Annotated in this window: 15 protein-coding genes; 8 read left to right on the forward strand and 7 right to left on the reverse strand. The window is 56.5% G+C overall.

The window, feature by feature from the left end; genetic code table 11:
• Positions 1-48 precede the first annotated feature (48 nt).
• The 4 genes from BC777_RS19050 to BC777_RS19065 are packed head-to-tail and all read left to right on the forward strand — an operon-like array spanning position 49 to position 4,152.
• Entirely contained in the window at positions 49-2,010 is a 1,962-nt protein-coding gene (locus tag BC777_RS19050) for an AMP-binding protein (protein WP_100369813.1), read from the forward strand.
• A complete protein-coding gene (locus BC777_RS19055; RefSeq protein WP_100369814.1) occupies positions 2,007-2,312 on the forward strand; it encodes a hypothetical protein in 306 nt (101 codons plus the stop codon). The genes BC777_RS19050 and BC777_RS19055 overlap by 4 nt, the downstream gene beginning before the upstream one ends.
• Positions 2,309-3,127, forward strand: a complete 819-nt coding sequence (locus BC777_RS19060; RefSeq protein ID WP_100369815.1) for an ABC transporter ATP-binding protein — start codon at positions 2,309-2,311, stop codon at positions 3,125-3,127. Before BC777_RS19055 ends, BC777_RS19060 begins: the two co-directional genes overlap by 4 nt.
• Positions 3,128-3,153: 26 nt before the next feature.
• A complete protein-coding gene (locus tag BC777_RS19065; protein ID WP_100369816.1) occupies positions 3,154-4,152 on the forward strand; it encodes a branched-chain amino acid ABC transporter permease in 999 nt (332 codons plus the stop codon).
• Between the two features lie 30 nt (positions 4,153-4,182).
• Here BC777_RS19065 and BC777_RS19070 read toward each other — a convergent pair whose 3' ends face one another.
• Entirely contained in the window at positions 4,183-4,773 is a 591-nt protein-coding gene (locus BC777_RS19070) for a hypothetical protein (RefSeq protein ID WP_100369817.1), read from the reverse strand.
• A 128-nt stretch (positions 4,774-4,901) separates the two neighbouring features.
• Here BC777_RS19070 and BC777_RS19075 point away from each other — a divergent pair, with 128 nt between their 5' ends.
• The 4 genes from BC777_RS19075 (at position 4,902) to BC777_RS19090 (ending at position 9,367) form a co-directional block, all read left to right on the forward strand.
• Complete coding sequence (locus BC777_RS19075; RefSeq protein WP_100369818.1) at positions 4,902-5,978, forward strand: branched-chain amino acid ABC transporter permease; 1,077 nt, start codon at positions 4,902-4,904, stop codon at positions 5,976-5,978.
• Positions 5,979-6,032: 54 nt separating this feature from the next.
• Entirely contained in the window at positions 6,033-7,319 is a 1,287-nt protein-coding gene (locus BC777_RS19080; RefSeq protein ID WP_100369819.1) for an ABC transporter substrate-binding protein, read from the forward strand.
• A gap of 66 nt (positions 7,320-7,385) precedes the next feature.
• A complete protein-coding gene (locus BC777_RS19085; RefSeq protein ID WP_100369841.1) occupies positions 7,386-8,207 on the forward strand; it encodes an ABC transporter ATP-binding protein in 822 nt (273 codons plus the stop codon).
• Positions 8,204-9,367: a phenylacetate--CoA ligase family protein gene (locus BC777_RS19090; protein WP_100369820.1), complete on the forward strand. Its 1,164-nt coding sequence runs from the start codon at positions 8,204-8,206 to the stop codon at positions 9,365-9,367. The genes BC777_RS19085 and BC777_RS19090 overlap by 4 nt, the downstream gene beginning before the upstream one ends.
• 351 nt (positions 9,368-9,718) lie before the next feature.
• Here the strand turns inward: BC777_RS19090 and BC777_RS19095 are convergent, their stop codons facing one another.
• From BC777_RS19095 to BC777_RS19120, 6 genes are all read right to left on the reverse strand, one after another.
• Positions 9,719-11,974: an MJ1477/TM1410 family putative glycoside hydrolase gene (locus BC777_RS19095; RefSeq protein WP_100369821.1), complete on the reverse strand. Its 2,256-nt coding sequence runs from the start codon at positions 11,972-11,974 to the stop codon at positions 9,719-9,721.
• A 114-nt stretch (positions 11,975-12,088) separates the two neighbouring features.
• Entirely contained in the window at positions 12,089-12,892 is an 804-nt protein-coding gene (locus tag BC777_RS19100; RefSeq protein WP_168769235.1) for an endo alpha-1,4 polygalactosaminidase, read from the reverse strand.
• Positions 12,893-13,009: 117 nt separating this feature from the next.
• A complete protein-coding gene (locus BC777_RS19105) occupies positions 13,010-14,404 on the reverse strand; it encodes a sensor histidine kinase (RefSeq protein ID WP_168769236.1) in 1,395 nt (464 codons plus the stop codon).
• Positions 14,405-14,433: 29 nt separating this feature from the next.
• Positions 14,434-15,105, reverse strand: coding sequence for a response regulator (locus BC777_RS19110; RefSeq protein WP_100369824.1), 672 nt, complete (start codon positions 15,103-15,105; stop codon positions 14,434-14,436).
• Between the two features lie 275 nt (positions 15,106-15,380).
• On the reverse strand, positions 15,381-16,364 hold the full coding sequence (locus tag BC777_RS19115; protein WP_100369825.1) for a hypothetical protein: 984 nt from the start codon (positions 16,362-16,364) through the stop codon (positions 15,381-15,383).
• Entirely contained in the window at positions 16,361-17,359 is a 999-nt protein-coding gene (locus tag BC777_RS19120; RefSeq protein ID WP_100369826.1) for a DUF2169 domain-containing protein, read from the reverse strand. Before BC777_RS19120 ends, BC777_RS19115 begins: the two co-directional genes overlap by 4 nt.
• Positions 17,360-17,362: the final 3 nt, after the last annotated feature.

The raw sequence follows: 17,362 nt of genomic DNA on the forward strand, positions 1-17,362 counted from the left end.
TTCGGGAGGAGCATTGAAGGTCAGTCACGATTGCGTTTGGGAGGATGCATGACGGATCAACATCCACCAGAAACCCTGGTGTCTGTGCCCCATTTGCTGGCGCGCAATGCACAGCTTTACGCGGATAAACCGGCGTACCGCGAAAAGGAATTCGGGATATGGCAAAGCTGGACCTGGGCAGAAACCGCTGACGAGGTTGAGGCGTTAGCCTTGGGCCTGCTGGACCTTGGGGTGAATGTGGGCGACCACGTCGCCGTTATCGGCCGCAACCGCCCTGCCCTTTACTGGTCCATGGTTGCCGTGCAATCCGTTGGCGCCGTTCCTGTGCCCCTCTACCAAGACGCTGTTGTCGAAGAGATGACCTATGTGCTGGAAAACTGCGGCGCGCGTTTTGCGATTGCGGGTGATCAGGAACAGGTCGACAAGATTATCGAGGCGCAGGAAACGGTCCATGGGATCGACCACGTGATTTATTTCGACACGCGCGGGATGCGGAAATACGATCATAGCGAGATTACGTCCTTTGCCGACATACAGAATGAAGGGCGGGCAGCCAAAGCACGCCTGTCGAAACAACTGAACAAACGCCGCGATGCGCTGACCTATGACGACACCTGCGTGATGCTTTACACCTCCGGCACCACCGGTCGGCCCAAGGGCGTCGTCTTGTCCAACCGCAACGTGATTGAGACATCCAAGAACTCTTCTGAATTCGACCACCTGAGTGCTGGCGAAGAAACGCTGGCCTATCTGCCCATGGCGTGGGTGGGCGACTTCATATTCTCCATCGGCCAGGCCTATTGGTCAGCCTTCTGCGTGAACTGCCCCGAAAGTGCCGAAACGATGAATGCCGATCTGCGCGAGATTGGTCCCACATATTTCTTCGCGCCGCCTGCGATTTTTGAAGGGCATCTGACCCAAGTGATGATCCGCATGGAAGACGCCAGCCGGTTCAAACGCTGGATGTTTGCGTATTTCATGGAGCACGCCAAGAGCATTGGACCAAAATTGCTGGACGGCAAAACCGTCAGCTTCAAGGATCGCCTGATCCACAGCATTGGCAAATACATGGTCTACGGCCCACTGAAAAACCGCCTCGGCATGAGCCGCGTGCGGGTTGGGTATACGGCGGGCGAAGCGATTGGCCCTGAACTCTTTGATTTCTATCGTAGCCTCGGGATCAACCTCAAACAGCTTTATGGGCAAACCGAGGCGACCGTCTTTATCACCCAGCAGCCTGATGGCGAGGTGCGGTCTGATACGGTGGGTGTGCCGTCGCCGGGCGTTGAGGTGAAGATCGCTGACAATGGTGAGGTTTTTTACCGCTCACCCGGCACATTCGTGGAATACTACCAGAACCCCGAAAGCACCGCATCGACCAAAGACCCCGAAGGCTGGGTCGCCACCGGCGATGCAGGCTTTATCGAGGAAACCTCAGGCCATCTGCGCATCATTGACCGGATCAAGGACGTGTCAAAAATGGCGGACGGCAGCATGTTTGCGCCCAAGTATATCGAAAACAAGCTGAAGTTTTATCCCAACATCCTTGAGGCCGTCGTCTTTGGCGCCAGCCGCGACCGCTGCTGCGCTTTCATCAACATCGACCTGACAGCGGTGGGCAACTGGGCCGAGCGGAACAATATCGCCTATTCCAGCTATCAGGAACTGTCGCAGCACCCGCAGGTGCTGGATACCGTTCTGGGGCATGTGAATGCGGTCAATGAAAGCGTGTCGCAAGACGAAATGCTCGCCGCCTGCCAAATTCACCGTTTCCTTGTGCTGCATAAGGAACTTGATGCCGACGACGGCGAAATGACCCGCACGCGCAAAGTGCGCCGTGCGGTGATTGCCGAAAAGTTCGATGATCTGATTGATGCGCTCTATGACGGGTCCGATACGGTCTATACCGAAACCGAAGTCACCTATGAGGATGGGCGCAAAGGCAAGATCAAAGCCACGCTGGACATTCGCGATGCGACCGTCATCGCAAGAACAAAGGTGGCGGCATGACTGCGTTCGAGCGAACGATCCTAGTTCAACTTGTGATCGCGGCAAACGTGGCTGCCGCAGTCTTCATTTGGGGCAGCGATAGCCTCAAATTCTCCATCCTCCCTTGGTCGATTGCTTGGATCGGCGCACTTATGCTCTTAACGCAAGTTACATACCGAGATGGTGCTTCCAAAATAGTCTTTTCGGAGGGTGAATTGGGTCAACTCATTTTCCCGATTATGTCCGCGATGCTTGGCGTTTTCTTCGCTAGTCTTGCGGCCATCCCTCTTGTCGGATTTGCTTGGTTCTTGGGGGCAATATGAATTCTCCAGTCGAACACTACGTTACGACCGATGGCCGCCAAATCGGCGGCGTCATGATGGACCTGCGCGATATCACCCTGCGCTTTGGCGGGGTTGAGGCGATCAAGGCCATCAGTTTTGACATTCGCGAGGGCGAAATCCGCGCGATCATCGGGCCGAATGGGGCTGGCAAGTCATCCATGCTGAACGTGATCTCGGGTTTTTACAAACCGCAGCAGGGGGAGGTGTACTTTCGGGGGCAAAAACGCCCGCCTTTGAAACCCTATCAGGTCGCCCGCCAAGGCGTGGCCCGTACGTTCCAGAACATCGCACTGTTTGAGGGCATGTCGGTGCTCGACAACATCATGACCGGGCGCATGGGGCATATCAAAAGCAACATGCTGGCACAGGCGATTTGGGCGGGTAAAGCACAGCGCGAAGAAAACGAGAACCGCGCGGCGGTAGAGCGGATTATTGATTTTCTGGAAATTCAGGCAATCCGCAAAACACCGGTCGGGCGACTGCCTTATGGTTTGAAGAAGCGGGTTGAACTTGCCCGTGCGTTAGCGGCTGAACCTGATCTCTTGCTGCTGGACGAACCGATGGCTGGCATGAACGTCGAAGAGAAAGAGGACATGAGCCGCTTTATTCTGGACGTCAACGATGAATTCGGCACCACAATCGCCCTGATCGAACACGATATGGGCGTGGTCATGGACCTGTCTGACCGCGTGGTCGTAATGGACTATGGCCGCAAGATTGGTGACGGCACCCCCGATGAGGTGCGCAACAATCAAGAAGTGATCGATGCGTATCTGGGGGTGGCACATGACTGATCTGATCATCCATAGGAGGGCCGCCTATGTCCGCTGATTTCCTCTACGGCATCGAAGTTGTGATCAACGGCCTGATGGCGGGTGTGCTTTATGCATTGGTCGCTTTGGGGTTCGTGCTGATCTACAAGGCCTCGGGTATCTTCAACTATGCCCAAGGCGTCATGGCGCTTTTTTCGGCCCTGACGTTGGCGGGCATCATGTCCGGTCAGGTGCCCTTCGCGCATCTGATCAACGCCATCTTCGGCACGGACATCCACTACTTCGGATGGAACGTCCCTGTCCTTGCCGCCATCATCCTGACCCTAATCGTCATGGTGATCTTTGCCTGGGGCGTGCAGCGGTTTGTTTTCCGACATTTGGTGGGGCAGGAACCAATCATCCTGTTCATGGCCACCATCGGCCTTGCCTATTTCCTTGAAGGCGTGGGGGATCTGATGTGGGGGTCCGACATCAAGACGCTTGCCGTGGGCCTGCCGCAGGGTGGGTCGCTGGTGGTGGAAGAATGGACAGCGGGCTTGGGCGGTGACGACTTCTTTGGCTTCTTTATCGACGAACTTGATATGGCGGCAACGGTCGTCGCGATCATCCTTGTGATCGGGCTGATCGGCTTTAGCCAATACACAAAACAGGGCCGTGCAATGCGCGCGGTGGCGGATGATCACCAAGCGGCATTGTCCGTGGGTATTTCGCTGAACTTCATCTGGGTGCTGGTCTGGTCGCTTGCAGGGCTTGTGGCGCTGGTGGCCGGCATCATGTGGGGGGCGAAGTCCGGGGTTCAGTTCTCGCTGTCACTCATCGCGCTCAAAGCGCTGCCCGTCCTGATGCTAGGCGGTTTCACCTCGATCCCCGGTGCGATTGTGGGCGGGTTGATCATCGGCGTGGGCGAGAAGCTGTTCGAGTACCTAATTGGTGCGCCCTATCTGGGCGGGGCCACCGAAAACTGGTTTGCCTACGTGCTGGCACTGCTGTTTTTGGTGTTCCGTCCGCAAGGGCTATTCGGGGAGCGGATCATTGAGAGGGTTTAACTGGTCCCTACGGTCTAGCCGCTTCGCAGCCTACAAGGTGTTGGTGAACGACACACTTGTCGTTTTGATTAGCACCATGAAGTTGAGAACGGCCAAAATGACCGCAGAGACAGCAATCCACCTTAGCGGTTTGACGCGGTCTTCCACGATCGCACGGCCAGCGGCAAACTCTCCTTTGGACAATTCACCAACATCACGCAAATACCGCAAGGCGGCGACTTCGGCGGTCTTATCACCTGCATATCTTACGGCGTTATCTGCAACATCTAAGTATACGGCGCGGCGCAGGTTGCTGCCCCATGACTTGATCCGCTCAATCTCGCCGGCAAAACCGGGCTCCTTCGTTAATCTAGAGACGACGTGTGAAGCAACAAGTAAGAACAGGGCAAAACCGAGAAAATATCGACCGGTCATCGGATACACGGTCACCATGGCGAACATCAGTCCATTGATAACCAGACCCGCAAGCAGGCCTGATAGAATTGGAGGAATGCGCCGAGATGGCAACCGCAATAGGCGGCGCTTTCGTTCATTGAAAGCGGTGCTCCCAATGATGTTCGCCTGCCTTTGGTCGATCAAATGGTTCAGTTCTTCGGTTAGGGTGTACTTCTTGCGCGTCATGGCGGGTTTTCCGGGTGCCTTCACGTGGTTCTGGCCTGACCGGACCCTACAGCGAGGAGGGCAGCCTTCCCACAGAAGAATTCTAGCCGGATTTGGGCTTAGACTGAACCATACAAAGGGTACATCATATGCTCTATCGTGAAGCCGGTGATTTCAAGACGACCTATGTCGCCGACAACCAGACCTTCCCGCTGAAGCTGGACCGGATCGGGTTCTGGGTAACAATGGCTGTAGCGTGGCTGGTGATCCCATTCGTGATCAACGACTATTGGGCGAGTTCCCTGCTAGTGCCTTTCCTAATCTACGCCATTGCGGCGATTGGATTGAATATCCTGACGGGGTATTGCGGGCAGGTGTCGCTGGGTACGGGCGGTTTTATGGCTGTGGGGGCCTATGCCTGCTACAAGCTGATGACCTCTTTCCCAGATGTGAACATCATGATCCATATCGTGCTGGCCGGTGGGATCACCGCCATGGTCGGTGCAGCCTTCGGCCTGCCCAGCCTGCGGATCAAAGGGTTCTACCTTGCCGTGGCGACGCTGGCGGCACAGTTCTTTCTCGTCTGGCTCTTTAACAAGGTCAGTTGGTTCTACAATTACTCCGCCTCCGGCCAAATCAGCGCACCCGAGCGGTTGGTCGCGGGTGTCGCCGTCACAGGCCCCAGCACGCCTGCGTGGGCGCAATATCTGATCTGCCTGTTCTTCGTGACCGTCTGTGCGGTCATCGCGCGGAACCTGACCCGCGGTACAATCGGCCGGTCATGGATGGCGATCCGCGATATGGATATCGCGGCCGAGATTATCGGGGTGAACCCGTTGAAGGCGAAGCTGACTGCCTTTGCCGTCAGTTCCTTCTTCGTGGGCATCGCTGGCGCATTGTTCTTTGCGGTCTATCTGGGCGCTGTCGAAGTGGGCGAGGCGTTCGGTATCCAAAAATCATTCCTGGTGCTCTTCATGATTATCATCGGCGGGCTGGGGTCGATCTTTGGCAGCTTTGCGGGCGCGGCATTCCTTGTCCTGCTACCTGTCGCACTCAAGTGGTTGGGCGTTGATGTCATGGGCTGGCCCACCGACCTCGTTGCCCACTTCCAACTGGTGATTGTCGGCGCGCTGATCATGTTCTTCCTGATCAAGGAACCACACGGATTGGCCCAGCTTTGGCGGCTGGCGAAAGAGAAATTACGGCTTTGGCCGTTCCCTTATTAAGCGGGTGAAAACACCCATTCCACAATCGGAAATACCTATGGGAGGAGAAAACCGATGAAAATGAAGACACTGGCCGCGATGGCCTTAGCGGGGGCAATGTCCGCTGCACCAGCGATGGCCGATCTGGTCATCCCTGACCTGTCATATCGCACTGGCCCTTATGCGGCTGGCGGCACACCGTTCTCTGACGGCTATCAGGATTACTTTAACCTGCTGAACGCCCGCGATGGCGGCATTGGTGGAGAGGCGATCCGCATTGTTGAATGCGAAACAGGCTATAACACCGAAAAAGGTGTGGAATGCTACGAAAGCACCAAGGGCGAAGGCGCATTGATCTATCAACCGCTTTCCACTGGCATCACCTATCAAATCATCCCAAAAGCGACCGTTGACGAAATCCCGATCCACACAATGGGCTATGGCCGCACATCGGCTGCCAATGGCGAAGTGTTCAACTGGGTCTTCAACTACCCTGCGAACTACTGGGATGCGGCATCGGTGATGGTGAATTATCTGCTAGAGGAAAATGGTGGTGATCTGTCCGGCAAGAAAATCGCGCTGGTCTATCACAACTCTGCCTATGGCAAGGAACCGATCCGCACGCTGGAAGAGCTTTCGGCGATGCATGGGTTTGAACTAAGCCAGCTTGCCGTGGACCACCCCGGTCAGGAACAGAAATCACAGTGGCTGCAAATCCGCCGTGAACGCCCCGATTATGTCCTGATGTGGGGCTGGGGCGTGATGAACCAGGTGGCCGTACAGGAAGCCGCGAACATTGGTTTCCCTATGGAAAACTTCATCGGAAACTGGTGGGCCGGGGCCGAGCATGATGTCACCCCGGCGGGTGCAGGTGCGGATGGCTATAAGTCGCTGAACATGAACCGCATTGATGCCAGCCTGCCTGTGTTCGCGGAAATCCAATCGTTGGTGCATGACGCGGGCAATGCCGCCGGTGACGGGTCAAACATGGGTTCGGTGCTTTACACGCGTGGCATGTATGCGGCGATGTTGGCAGCCGAAGCGATTGCCAAAGCGCAGGAAATCCATGGTGTGTCTGATGTGACTGCCGCGATGGTGCGCGATGGCATGGCCAATCTGGAAATCACCGAAGCACGCATGGCAGAACTTGGCATGTCCCAGATCGGGCCAGAGTTCAGCGTATCGTGTGAAAACCACGGTGGTTCGGGCCTTGGCATCGTGCAGCAGTGGAATGCCGCTGACGCGCAGTGGGTCGCACTGACTGACTATATCGCACCCGATGACAGCGTGATTGACCCGCTGATCGCTGCGGACTCGGCTGCGTTTGCAGCAGAGAACAACATTGAGCCAGGCTGTCTCTAAACACGCATTGGGTGGCCCTTGCGGGGGCCACCCTACCCCTAAAACCGAATGATGGATCAAAGCGCCATGCTGGATGATACGAAAGTTGAGACCCTGTTAGAGGTCAACAACATCGAAGTGATCTACAACCATGTGATCCTTGTGCTGAAGGGCGTATCCCTCAACGTGCCCAAAGGTGGCATCACGGCCCTGCTGGGCGGTAATGGCGCTGGTAAGACAACGACGCTCAAGGCGATTTCGAACCTGCTGCATTCCGAGCGTGGCGAAGTCACAAAGGGCTCCATTACTTATCGCGGCGAGCGTGTGCAGGACAGCTCACCTTCTGATCTGGTCAAGCGCGGTGTTATTCAGGTCATGGAAGGCCGTCACTGCTTTGAGCACCTGACCGTTGAAGAGAACCTGATGACCGGCGCCTACACGCGGCGCGATGGCAACGCCAAGGTCAGTGATGATCTGGAACTGGTCTACAATTATTTCCCACGCCTGAAAGAGCGGCGCAAAAGTCAGGCAGGTTATACCTCTGGCGGCGAACAACAGATGTGCGCCATCGGCCGCGCCCTGATGTCACGGCCCGAAACGATCCTGCTGGATGAACCGTCGATGGGTCTTGCCCCGCAACTGGTCGAAGAGATTTTCACCATCGTGAAGAATTTGAATGAACAGGAAGGCGTCTCCTTCCTGCTGGCCGAACAGAACACCAACGTCGCCCTGCGGTTTGCCCATCACGGCTATATTCTGGAAAGCGGGCGGGTCGTTATGGAAGGCCCCGCCGCAGAGCTACGCGATAACCCCGATGTAAAGGAATTCTATCTGGGCATGTCCGATGAAGGACGCAAATCATTCCGCGACGTACGCAGTTATCGTCGCCGCAAGAGGTGGCTGGCATGAGCACTTTGGACCCACGCGAAACCCGGTCAACGGATGCGCGCGAAGCAGATCAACTGGCGCAATTAAAGGCGCAATTGGCCCCCGATGCCGCCAGCCAAATCACGTCACTGGCCGATCTGGCAAAACTACCGGTGCTGCGCAAATCAGAGCTTAGTAAGGCGCAGGCCGCTAACCCGCCCTTTGGCGGGATCGCAACAAAAGGCATCACACGGTTGTTTCAGTCACCGGGCCCAATCTATGAACCGGGCGGGCAAGGGGCCGATTGGTGGCGGTTCGCCAGTGCATTGCGCGCGGCTGGCATCGGTGCTGGCGACGTGGTGCAAAACACATTCTCGTATCACTTCACCCCCGCGGGCGCGATGTTTGAAAGTGCTGCCATTTCCGTAGGGGCACAGGTCTTTGCTGCAGGGCCGGGGCAAACGGAATTGCAAGTGCGGGCAGCGGCAGACCTTGGCGTGACAGCCTATGCCGGAACACCGGATTACCTTGGCGCGATCTTGACCAAGGCAGATGAGATGGGCGCCGATCTATCGCAAATCACCAAAGCGTTGGTGTCAGGCGGGCCGCTATTTCCCGCGGTCCGGCAAGCTTACACCGATCGTGGCATCCATTGTCTGCAATGTTATGGCACGGCAGACGTCGGCAATATCGCCTTCGAGACGACCGCGGATGCACCCATGGTAATCGACGAAGGGGTCTTGGTTGAAATCGTCACCCCCGGCACCGGCGATCCCGTGCCTGCTGGCGATATCGGCGAAGTCGTTGTGACACCTCTCAACCCTGACTACCCGCTCATACGTTTTGCAACAGGCGATCTATCGGCCATCGTGCCCTTCGTATCGGATTGTGGGCGCACAAATCAGCGGCTGGCCGGTTGGAAAGGCCGTGCAGATCAAGCCACCAAGATCAAAGGAATGTTCGTGCGCCCCGAACAGGTTGCCGATCTGGTGGCACGCATGCCGACAGTTGCGCGGGCACGGGTCGAGGTCACACATGACGGGCAGCGCGATGAGATGACGGTGAAGCTTGAAACGCAGGAAACGGACGCCACCAGCTTTGAAGCCATCACCAGTGAAGTGCTTAAGCTGCATGCAACAATCCATCTGGTGGCACCAGGGCAGTTGCCACGTGACGGTGTGGTAATCGCAGATTTGCGATAGGGTTTGGGTATGCCAGCATGGTTGGCGCGGACCGGTTACTGTGATTGCCCACCAGCCTTGTGCCAAATCAACGTTACAGACAGATGGTCGGGGGCCACACTTGGCTCATGGTTGGAATAAACGCTGTAAAACTGTGGGCGCTTTGCCTTGCGTGTACTGCTCAAAGTAATTGCGAAACACGTTAGGTATAAAACGCCCCGATTTTTGAGACGGGCGCGCCCTAAAACATGTTTTCCAGTTTGCTATTGCAGCAGATCACCCTGCCGCGAAAAGGGCCCCCGACGTGCGATACGCACATCGGAGGCCCTGCGAAGATCAGTCACATTAATACGCAACCGCTGTGTCGCGCCCTTAGGCGAAACTGATATCTGCCAAATCGTCAAGCGACAGCCCGGTCAGTTCCACCTGTGTGTTCCATTCCAGCTCAAGCACAAGCGCATCGCTTGTTTCATAACTTTCGAGAATTTCCAGGTTTTCCACCACCAGAACATCAACGGCAACGTCGAAGTCTGCGATCACATCCCAGCCGGATGATGCGGCGAAAACAAATTGATCAGACCCTTCGCCGCCAAACAGCTCATCATGGCCTTTGCCGCCGGTCAGGATGTCATCACCTACACCACCGTCCAGATAGTCATGGCCTTTGCCACCTGCGAGGGTATCATCGCCCTCACCGCCATAAATCGTATCCTGACCACGATTGCCACGCAGGTTGTCATCACCCGCATCGCCGGTAATGGTGTCTGCTCCCTGCGCACCGGCGATATCATCATCGCCTGTCCCGCCGATCAGCTCATCCGCGCCGGATGTGCCAGTCATCACCACAGGCTCTGCCGCCTCTTCCAAAGGTTCCGGCAAGGCATCAAGCGCCATATCCGCCGAAACGCTCGCCGCAAAGCCACGCGCCTCCGCTTCTGTAGCGAAGGCATCCATTGCGTCGGCATCGGTAGAATACTCCAAGGCAAGAACGTCGATACCCTGATCCGCAAATGTCGACTGGAAGGTATCAAGTGCGGCCTCATCATAATACCCCGTGGCAAGCCCGAAAAAGCTTTCCGCCATGATGGCATCGATAGCATCAAGATAGGCCACGGCCTCGGCACTGTCGGTCGTGTACCCGGCATCACCGATGATGTAAGGGCCACCATTAGGGATCACGACAAAGTCAGGATTGACCGCTTTGCCTGCCTCGGAAATGGCGACAACAAAATCCATCATTTCTTGGGCATAAAGCTGCGACTGCTCTGTGCCCAACTCGTCGCGCAAGGCTGCAACTTCGTAATAGGACAACATGTTGTCCAAAAAGATGCCGCTATAACCGCGTGACGCAAGCTCGGTAACCTGATCAATGACCAGACCCTGCCAATCGGCGTCCCAGAATTCGACAATCGCGGCGTCATAGCTGTCGGCCTGTTCGGCCAACCACGACGGGGCGGCATCAGTCAAGACACCGGTGTCGGTTCCATCATCGGTCCATGACGTGTCCCAGTAAGGGCGCGCGTCATCACTTTGTCCGACCGATACATACCCCACCATGGTTTTGCCCGAGGCAACCAATGTGGCCACATCCGCATCTGACAAGTCAGCCGTTTCCGCATCACCCGGTTTGCCTTCGACAATCAGCAAATCATAGGGCGAGGCCGCAATCTCATCTGCATCAATGTTGGTGTATTGCACCGCAAACTGATCAACCTCCAAATCAGTGGTGGTGCCGGGCTCGCCGTCAACGGGCTCTGCCGTGTCTTCGGCCCATGGCGCGTTGAAATCACCGCCTTCCATGGCGGCCTCAATCCCCTCGTTGACGGCGTCGATTGTGCCATCCAATTCACGTTCGGCGGCAAAGGGGATCAACCCTTCATCAATCGCATTGGCGATAAACGCCTCTTGATAGGCATCTTGGGTCGGATAAGACGTGGCCAGCACGAATTTTTCTGCAGCCTGCGCCAAAGCGATGTAATCAAGATCACCCTGCGTCCAGTCGGACACCTCATCGTCATTATACCACAGGTCTTCAACACCAAGGCCATCAATAGCCTCCAGATAGGCGGTGTTTGCACCGCTGTCGGGGCCATCCTCAGTCATGCCCAGCAGGCCGACGGCATTCTGGGGGATAATCGCGAAATCCGGGTCTTGTGCCTTGGCGTATTCGGAAATGCCGATCACAAAATCGATCATTTCCTGACGAAGTTCCTCATCAGTGCCGGGATACGCGGCAATCACCTCGTCCACGGTGTAGCCGTCCACGATATCCAGATAGGCACCATCATAGCCTTTGGCCAACAAATCATCGATGCGCTCATAGATGATGGCTTGCCAATCGGTGTCCCAGAATTCCACGCGGAAGTTACCTTCCCACTCTGCGTTCTCGCCCAGCACATAATCAGGAGGGTTGGTGGTCCAGCTGTCTTCCCAATAATCACGATAGGTTTCCGCCTCACCGATGCTGGTATAGGCATAGAGCAGTTTGTCCTGCGATGTTTGCAGGTCGCTGACCTGTTCCGCAGTCAATTCTGAATCGTCAGGGTCAATGACCGCGACACGAAAGTCGCCCGCCGACAAAGAAGCGTAGTCAGCATTCTGAAGTTGATAAAGCAGAGGCATGGTCATGGTCGTATCCTTTGAGGTTAGGGAACAGGTTATCGTCTTGGTGTCAGGTCAGCGGCAGACAAAACGATGCTCATCACATCGCTTACAATGCGCCGCATTCTCAGCTCTTATGGTTCAAAAATGTACGTATCCGCCCACACGTGGGTCTTCGCAGATGAACGATAGGTCGGGGCCATAAATGGCTTGGTATTCGTCCCGGACCTGCGCGCAATTGGGTTCATCGTAATGCACGATCACCACAAGTTTGCCTGCCGCCACAAAGGACTTGGCACCGGCCTGATCCCACCAGTTTCGGTCGTCGGGATAGGATTCGTAAGTCACGCCATCAAATGACCCTGCCTCATCGACGGTGCTTTTCGCCATGCAAGCCATACCCTTGGAAAGCACATAATCGCACAGTGCCTGATAATACGCGGCACCTTCCGGGATCGTAGCGCTAAAGCCGTATTCCGCACGGTATTCATCGTCATAGACCCAATCCATGTTATCGAACTCAACCCAGTCAAATCCCCAAGACGCGATGCGGTCGACACGCGCTTTCATAATTGGCAGTGCACCTGCGGTATCAGACACGAAGTACTCGCCTTCCCAGTCACCCCATTGACGGGTCACCAGATAGGGATTCAGGTCTTCAAAGTCATCGCGCCAGTCTTCTCCGCTGCCGATACTGATATAGGCAGAGACTTCATTCCCGTTGGACTGCAGTTCAGACACAATAGCGGCTGGATCGGCCCCAAAACCCTCTGAAAACGGATCAAGCAGCACATAGGCATCGCGGGCTTGCGACACAATTTGGCTGACCGTGTCAGCTTCAGTATTTTCCTGATAGGCTTGGTTCCAGACAGGTCGGGCCTGAGACGGGGAACCTTCGTTCAGATCGGCAGGCGTGTCACATGCGATGACAGCTGGCAGTATCAATAACGCACTCAGGCGTGGTAACGTTCGAAGGCAGGAAAACATCAATAGGCTCCGTAGAAAGCTTAGCCGAACATATCGGCATACCCCCGTCGTAGCGGTGTCAATGTTATGCAAACATTACGTGGCCTTTAATATCATCTCAAACTGCTGATCGGCAGTAACGCGCGCCTGCAAATCAAGGCTTAGAATGTCAGCAAAGCCTTTGCACAAGGCAAGGCCCAGCCCCGCATGATCGCGATCAGACTGCTGCCCGTCTTTGCGCCAAAACGGCTCAAACACCTTGTCCAGATCATCCGCATCCAGATCAGGGGCCGGGTTCGTGACGCGCAGATGCAGCCCCGCTTGCGTGACAGTGTATATCACAGAAACCGTCGATCCCTGTGGCGCGTGGCTGACTGCGTTTTCAATCAGGTTGGTCAGGATCGATTGCAACAAGGTGACATCTGATGTGATCTTGTGATCCTGCGGCGCCTGCACATCAAACACCAAATTACGCTTTGCGATGGTCACGGCATTGCTCGCAATAATCTGACGGATCATGTCCGGCGGGTTTGTCGGCGCCATTTGCAGCCCGGCAGCCAAGGCATCTTTGCGGGCAATCCCCAAGAGCGCGTCAATCAAAGACGTCAGCCTGATCGACAGGTCATTGCTGGATCTGATGACATTCTCCAACTGCTCAGGTGCTGTTGGAAACCGCAGCGCCACGTCTGTCAGCGTGCGCAATTCGGCGATTGGGGTGCGCAGTTCATGGGCGGCGTCGGCGGTAAACCTGCGTTCAACCAATGACGCATCGGCAAGGCGAACAAGCAGGTCGTTCAGTCGCTCTGCAATGGGCTGCAATTCAACCGGGCCGTCTGCTGGAAAAGGTCTGCTGTAAGACGGTTCACGAATTTTCGCAGCGCGACCTGCTAAATCATGCAAAGGGCGCAACACCGTACTGACGGTAAAAAGCGCGGCCGCACCTGCAGCAAGCGCTGCAGCAATCGCAATGGAAAGAGTCAGCATACCTAGACTGCGCAACCGCGCCGTGAGCGGGGTATCATCCACTGCCAGCGTGATTTCGACCAGTTTCTCGCGCGCTTCAGGCGTGACTTCAATCGTTGTATCATCAATATCCCAACCCCATTGCGCTGGCATCACTTGCGTGACAATCACCGCGTCGGCCCCGTTGGGCGCGGTTCCCTCACCAAAAACCGGCGTGTCACGATTGGCCCCCGCAAGGCCCGCTATGGTCAGCCCTGCAGCATCAAGGCTGATGGATTGCGCAATCATCTCGTGCACATCTACATCACGCACCACAAACGCGCGGTCGCCGCCTGCAGCAAAGCCCGTCATCACCGTAGGGTTCAGCTCGACATAGACATCGCCATCGGTCCAGACTTTGACGGTATTGGCGACGGATTGAAACTGCTCCAGCACCGCCCGGTCAAAATCCACGATCAGCATGTTGCGCACCAATACATACGTCAGACCACAAAACAACGCCGTCACGCCAAACACCGCGACAGTCATCCAAAGCGCCATTCTTCGCCGGATCGACTTCATGCGCGGCGCAACCTGTATCCTTGCCCGCGTTTGGTTTCGATACGCGATGGGCCGTCTGGCGGATCGATGGCCTTGCGCAGGATCGATACTGCGGCATCAACCACGTTGCTGTTGGGTTCGACATGTTCATCGTAAATCTTTGCCTCGATATCGGCCCGGCTCACCACCGTTCCGGCCTTGAGGCACAACAACTCAAGCAAGGCATATTCCCGTCTGACAAGGGCAACAGGCACATCATTGATCGTCACTGTCTTATCCGCCAGATTGATCATGAGCCCGTCAATGTGCAGCACATTCTTGGCGATCCCGTTTGATCGCCGCGTCAGCGCCTCAAGACGTGCCAATAATTCGTCAAAGGCGAAGGGTTTAACCAGATAATCATCCGCACCGGACCGTAGCCCTTTGACCCGGTCATCAACACCGTCGCGCGCCGTCAGAATCAAAACCGGGGTGGCAATGCCTTGCGCACGCATTTCCGCCAGCACGGATAACCCGTCCCGTTTTGGTAAGCCAAGGTCCAGAACCACAACGTCGTAAATGGCAGCCTCAGCACGCCAAAGCGCATCTTCGCCATCCGCTGAAACATCCACAAGATAGCCCGCCCCGCGCAGCCCAAGGGCCAGGCTTTCGCGCAAAATCCTGGAGTCTTCAACAACAAGCAACTTCATGAGATAGCGACAACCCTTCGTGCAACACAGGCTGATGTTCAGCGGCGTTTATTATGTCATAGCCAATGTTACGCGTACATTACGCCAGATCGCAGTCTCGTCAAATGACCCCACCCTACGCAGCCGCCGTCCAGAACCTATAGCGCCCCTGCCCTGTGACTTCGCGGATGATGCCCTCCCCCGGAAAGCATCACCTGGCCGTTCGTGGCGCTCGCAGAATAAGTGTATCCGGCAGAAGAACTTCTAGGCTAACGGAAACTTTGCGACACTACCTCTTATGGCGCTCGGACGCAGAACAGATAGCGCGCACCCTGAAGTCCGCTGACCCAGCCGATGGCAACAGGGGCACCACCCTCAACGCATTCAATCGCCGTGACGAGAAACACCAGCAATGTCGGGCAGCCGACTGCGCCAAGCGATAAAGACGGCACAACAAGATCCTCGTCTTCGAGGGATAGAACAGATCCCAAAACCACTCCGAGCTCTTCTGCTTTGTGGCGCGGGCCGTCCGTGTCGGCAATCACTTTGGTCCCGGGCGGCAAATCCCCGAACGATTTCAGCGCGGGGCCCAGCGATAGCCCCATCAATCCACGCCCCGGCGCGGTCGGGTCGGCGGGTTCATGGCTGAGCAACAGGTCTGACACATGGGGCTGCGTGGTGTTGGCGGCGGTGACATGGATCGCGATGCCCGCTTCGCCGGGCAGGGGCTGATATTTCGCCGCGCGGACCGGTGCCAAATTCTGGGCGGCCATCAGATCAAGGACGAACGGAGCGATGCGCGTATCAGCACAAACAAGGACCGCGCTTTGCAACCGTCCTGCCCCTATGTCCTCCGACATCCGAACCAAAAGACCAGCCGCCTCCGCCGCGCCGCCGAAATAGATTTCGTCGGGGATGACACCAAAGGCGCCTGCCTGAATCATCTGATGTGTCTTGTCCACAAACGGGGCACCCGGGCCAAGCAACGCGGACAAAAGCAACAAAGTTCGCCCCGGCCGCGCAATCCCGCCAAGGTCAGCATGAGCAATCCGTGCGAGATGGGCCGTACGATCCACCAAATCGCGGGTGTTGAGACAGTCCATGACCGGCGCGCAGAGCTGTTGAATTCCGTCCGCACCAATAAAATTTGGATGCCGTCGCTTGGTCGGTGTTCCCGCCAAGATTTCTGCAAGCGCCGCCGTGGCGTCCGGTGCGCCTTCGGCGTCAAGCGCTGTCGCCAGCCCGACGCCTGCGATCGAAAGAGGGTTAAATTGGGTCATCGCGCAATCCCGCTGACTTGACGCAGATAGATCGTCGAGGAGTGGATCAAGTGGTCCTGCCCATCGCACGGCAGCGCTGCGAGCCACAGCAAACCGACCGTTCCGAGATCCAGATCAACGTCAATGCGTCGCAGGTCCAGCGGCACGTCAATCCTGTCAACACCGATATCGGTAAAGCTTTCCGCCCGAATGGCTGGCAATTTATGCGAGAGGTTTTGCCCCTCTCCAAAACCGACAAGGTTCAGGGTCTCATTTCCCTGAAACGCCTGTGCTTGCCGCAATCCGGGCGGGGCCGCGTGGTAAAAGTCGGGCTTGAAATCCAATGGCAAAAGAGGTGCCCTCTGATCTTGCCATGCTGCATCATAGGTACCGGCATCCGTTAAACGGGGCGCCCAATGGCGGTGAATGGGGCCGCATCCAACAGGGTGTGTCTGAGGGTCCAGGAGCGGATTCGGCTGATCCTGAGGTGCAAGCACGCGCGGCAACATTACAGGGTCCGAGCCCGCCGGTGTCAAAAACCCGCAGCCCACAGGATTGGATGGATGAAGGCTGCCATCGTCCCGTTGCCCCCCCGCAGATTGGCTCCAAGTCAGGGGCAATCTGTCTTCGTAAAGATTTTCAACGACCACCCTGTCTTGGACACGGCGCGCTTGCCGCGCGGGCCAGAACTGCATGTCTTGCGCGATGTTACCGACGCCGATGTGCGCAAGGCTGCCGTCCTGTGGAATGTCTTTGCGAACAGTACCAGACACTGTGATCTCGGCACCTGCCAGAAAGGGCACGATATCGCTGTCCGCCGTCAGCTCATCGAGGTCAGCACCCGCCATTTCAGGGGCCAGGCGCACCGGGGTCTGGCTCTCTGACAAATCCCATAAGCCGTCAGCGCGGGCGATCAGCGTTGCCCGCAGCGCAAGGCACAGAACCTCGTGCCCCTCACGGTCACGATCAAAGGCTTTGCCAGCGGCAAACGGGGTTTTGTTCTTCAATGCCCACATGGA

Origin of the sequence: Yoonia maricola, assembly GCF_002797915.1 — a bacterium.
GTDB lineage: Bacteria > Pseudomonadota > Alphaproteobacteria > Rhodobacterales > Rhodobacteraceae > Yoonia > Yoonia maricola.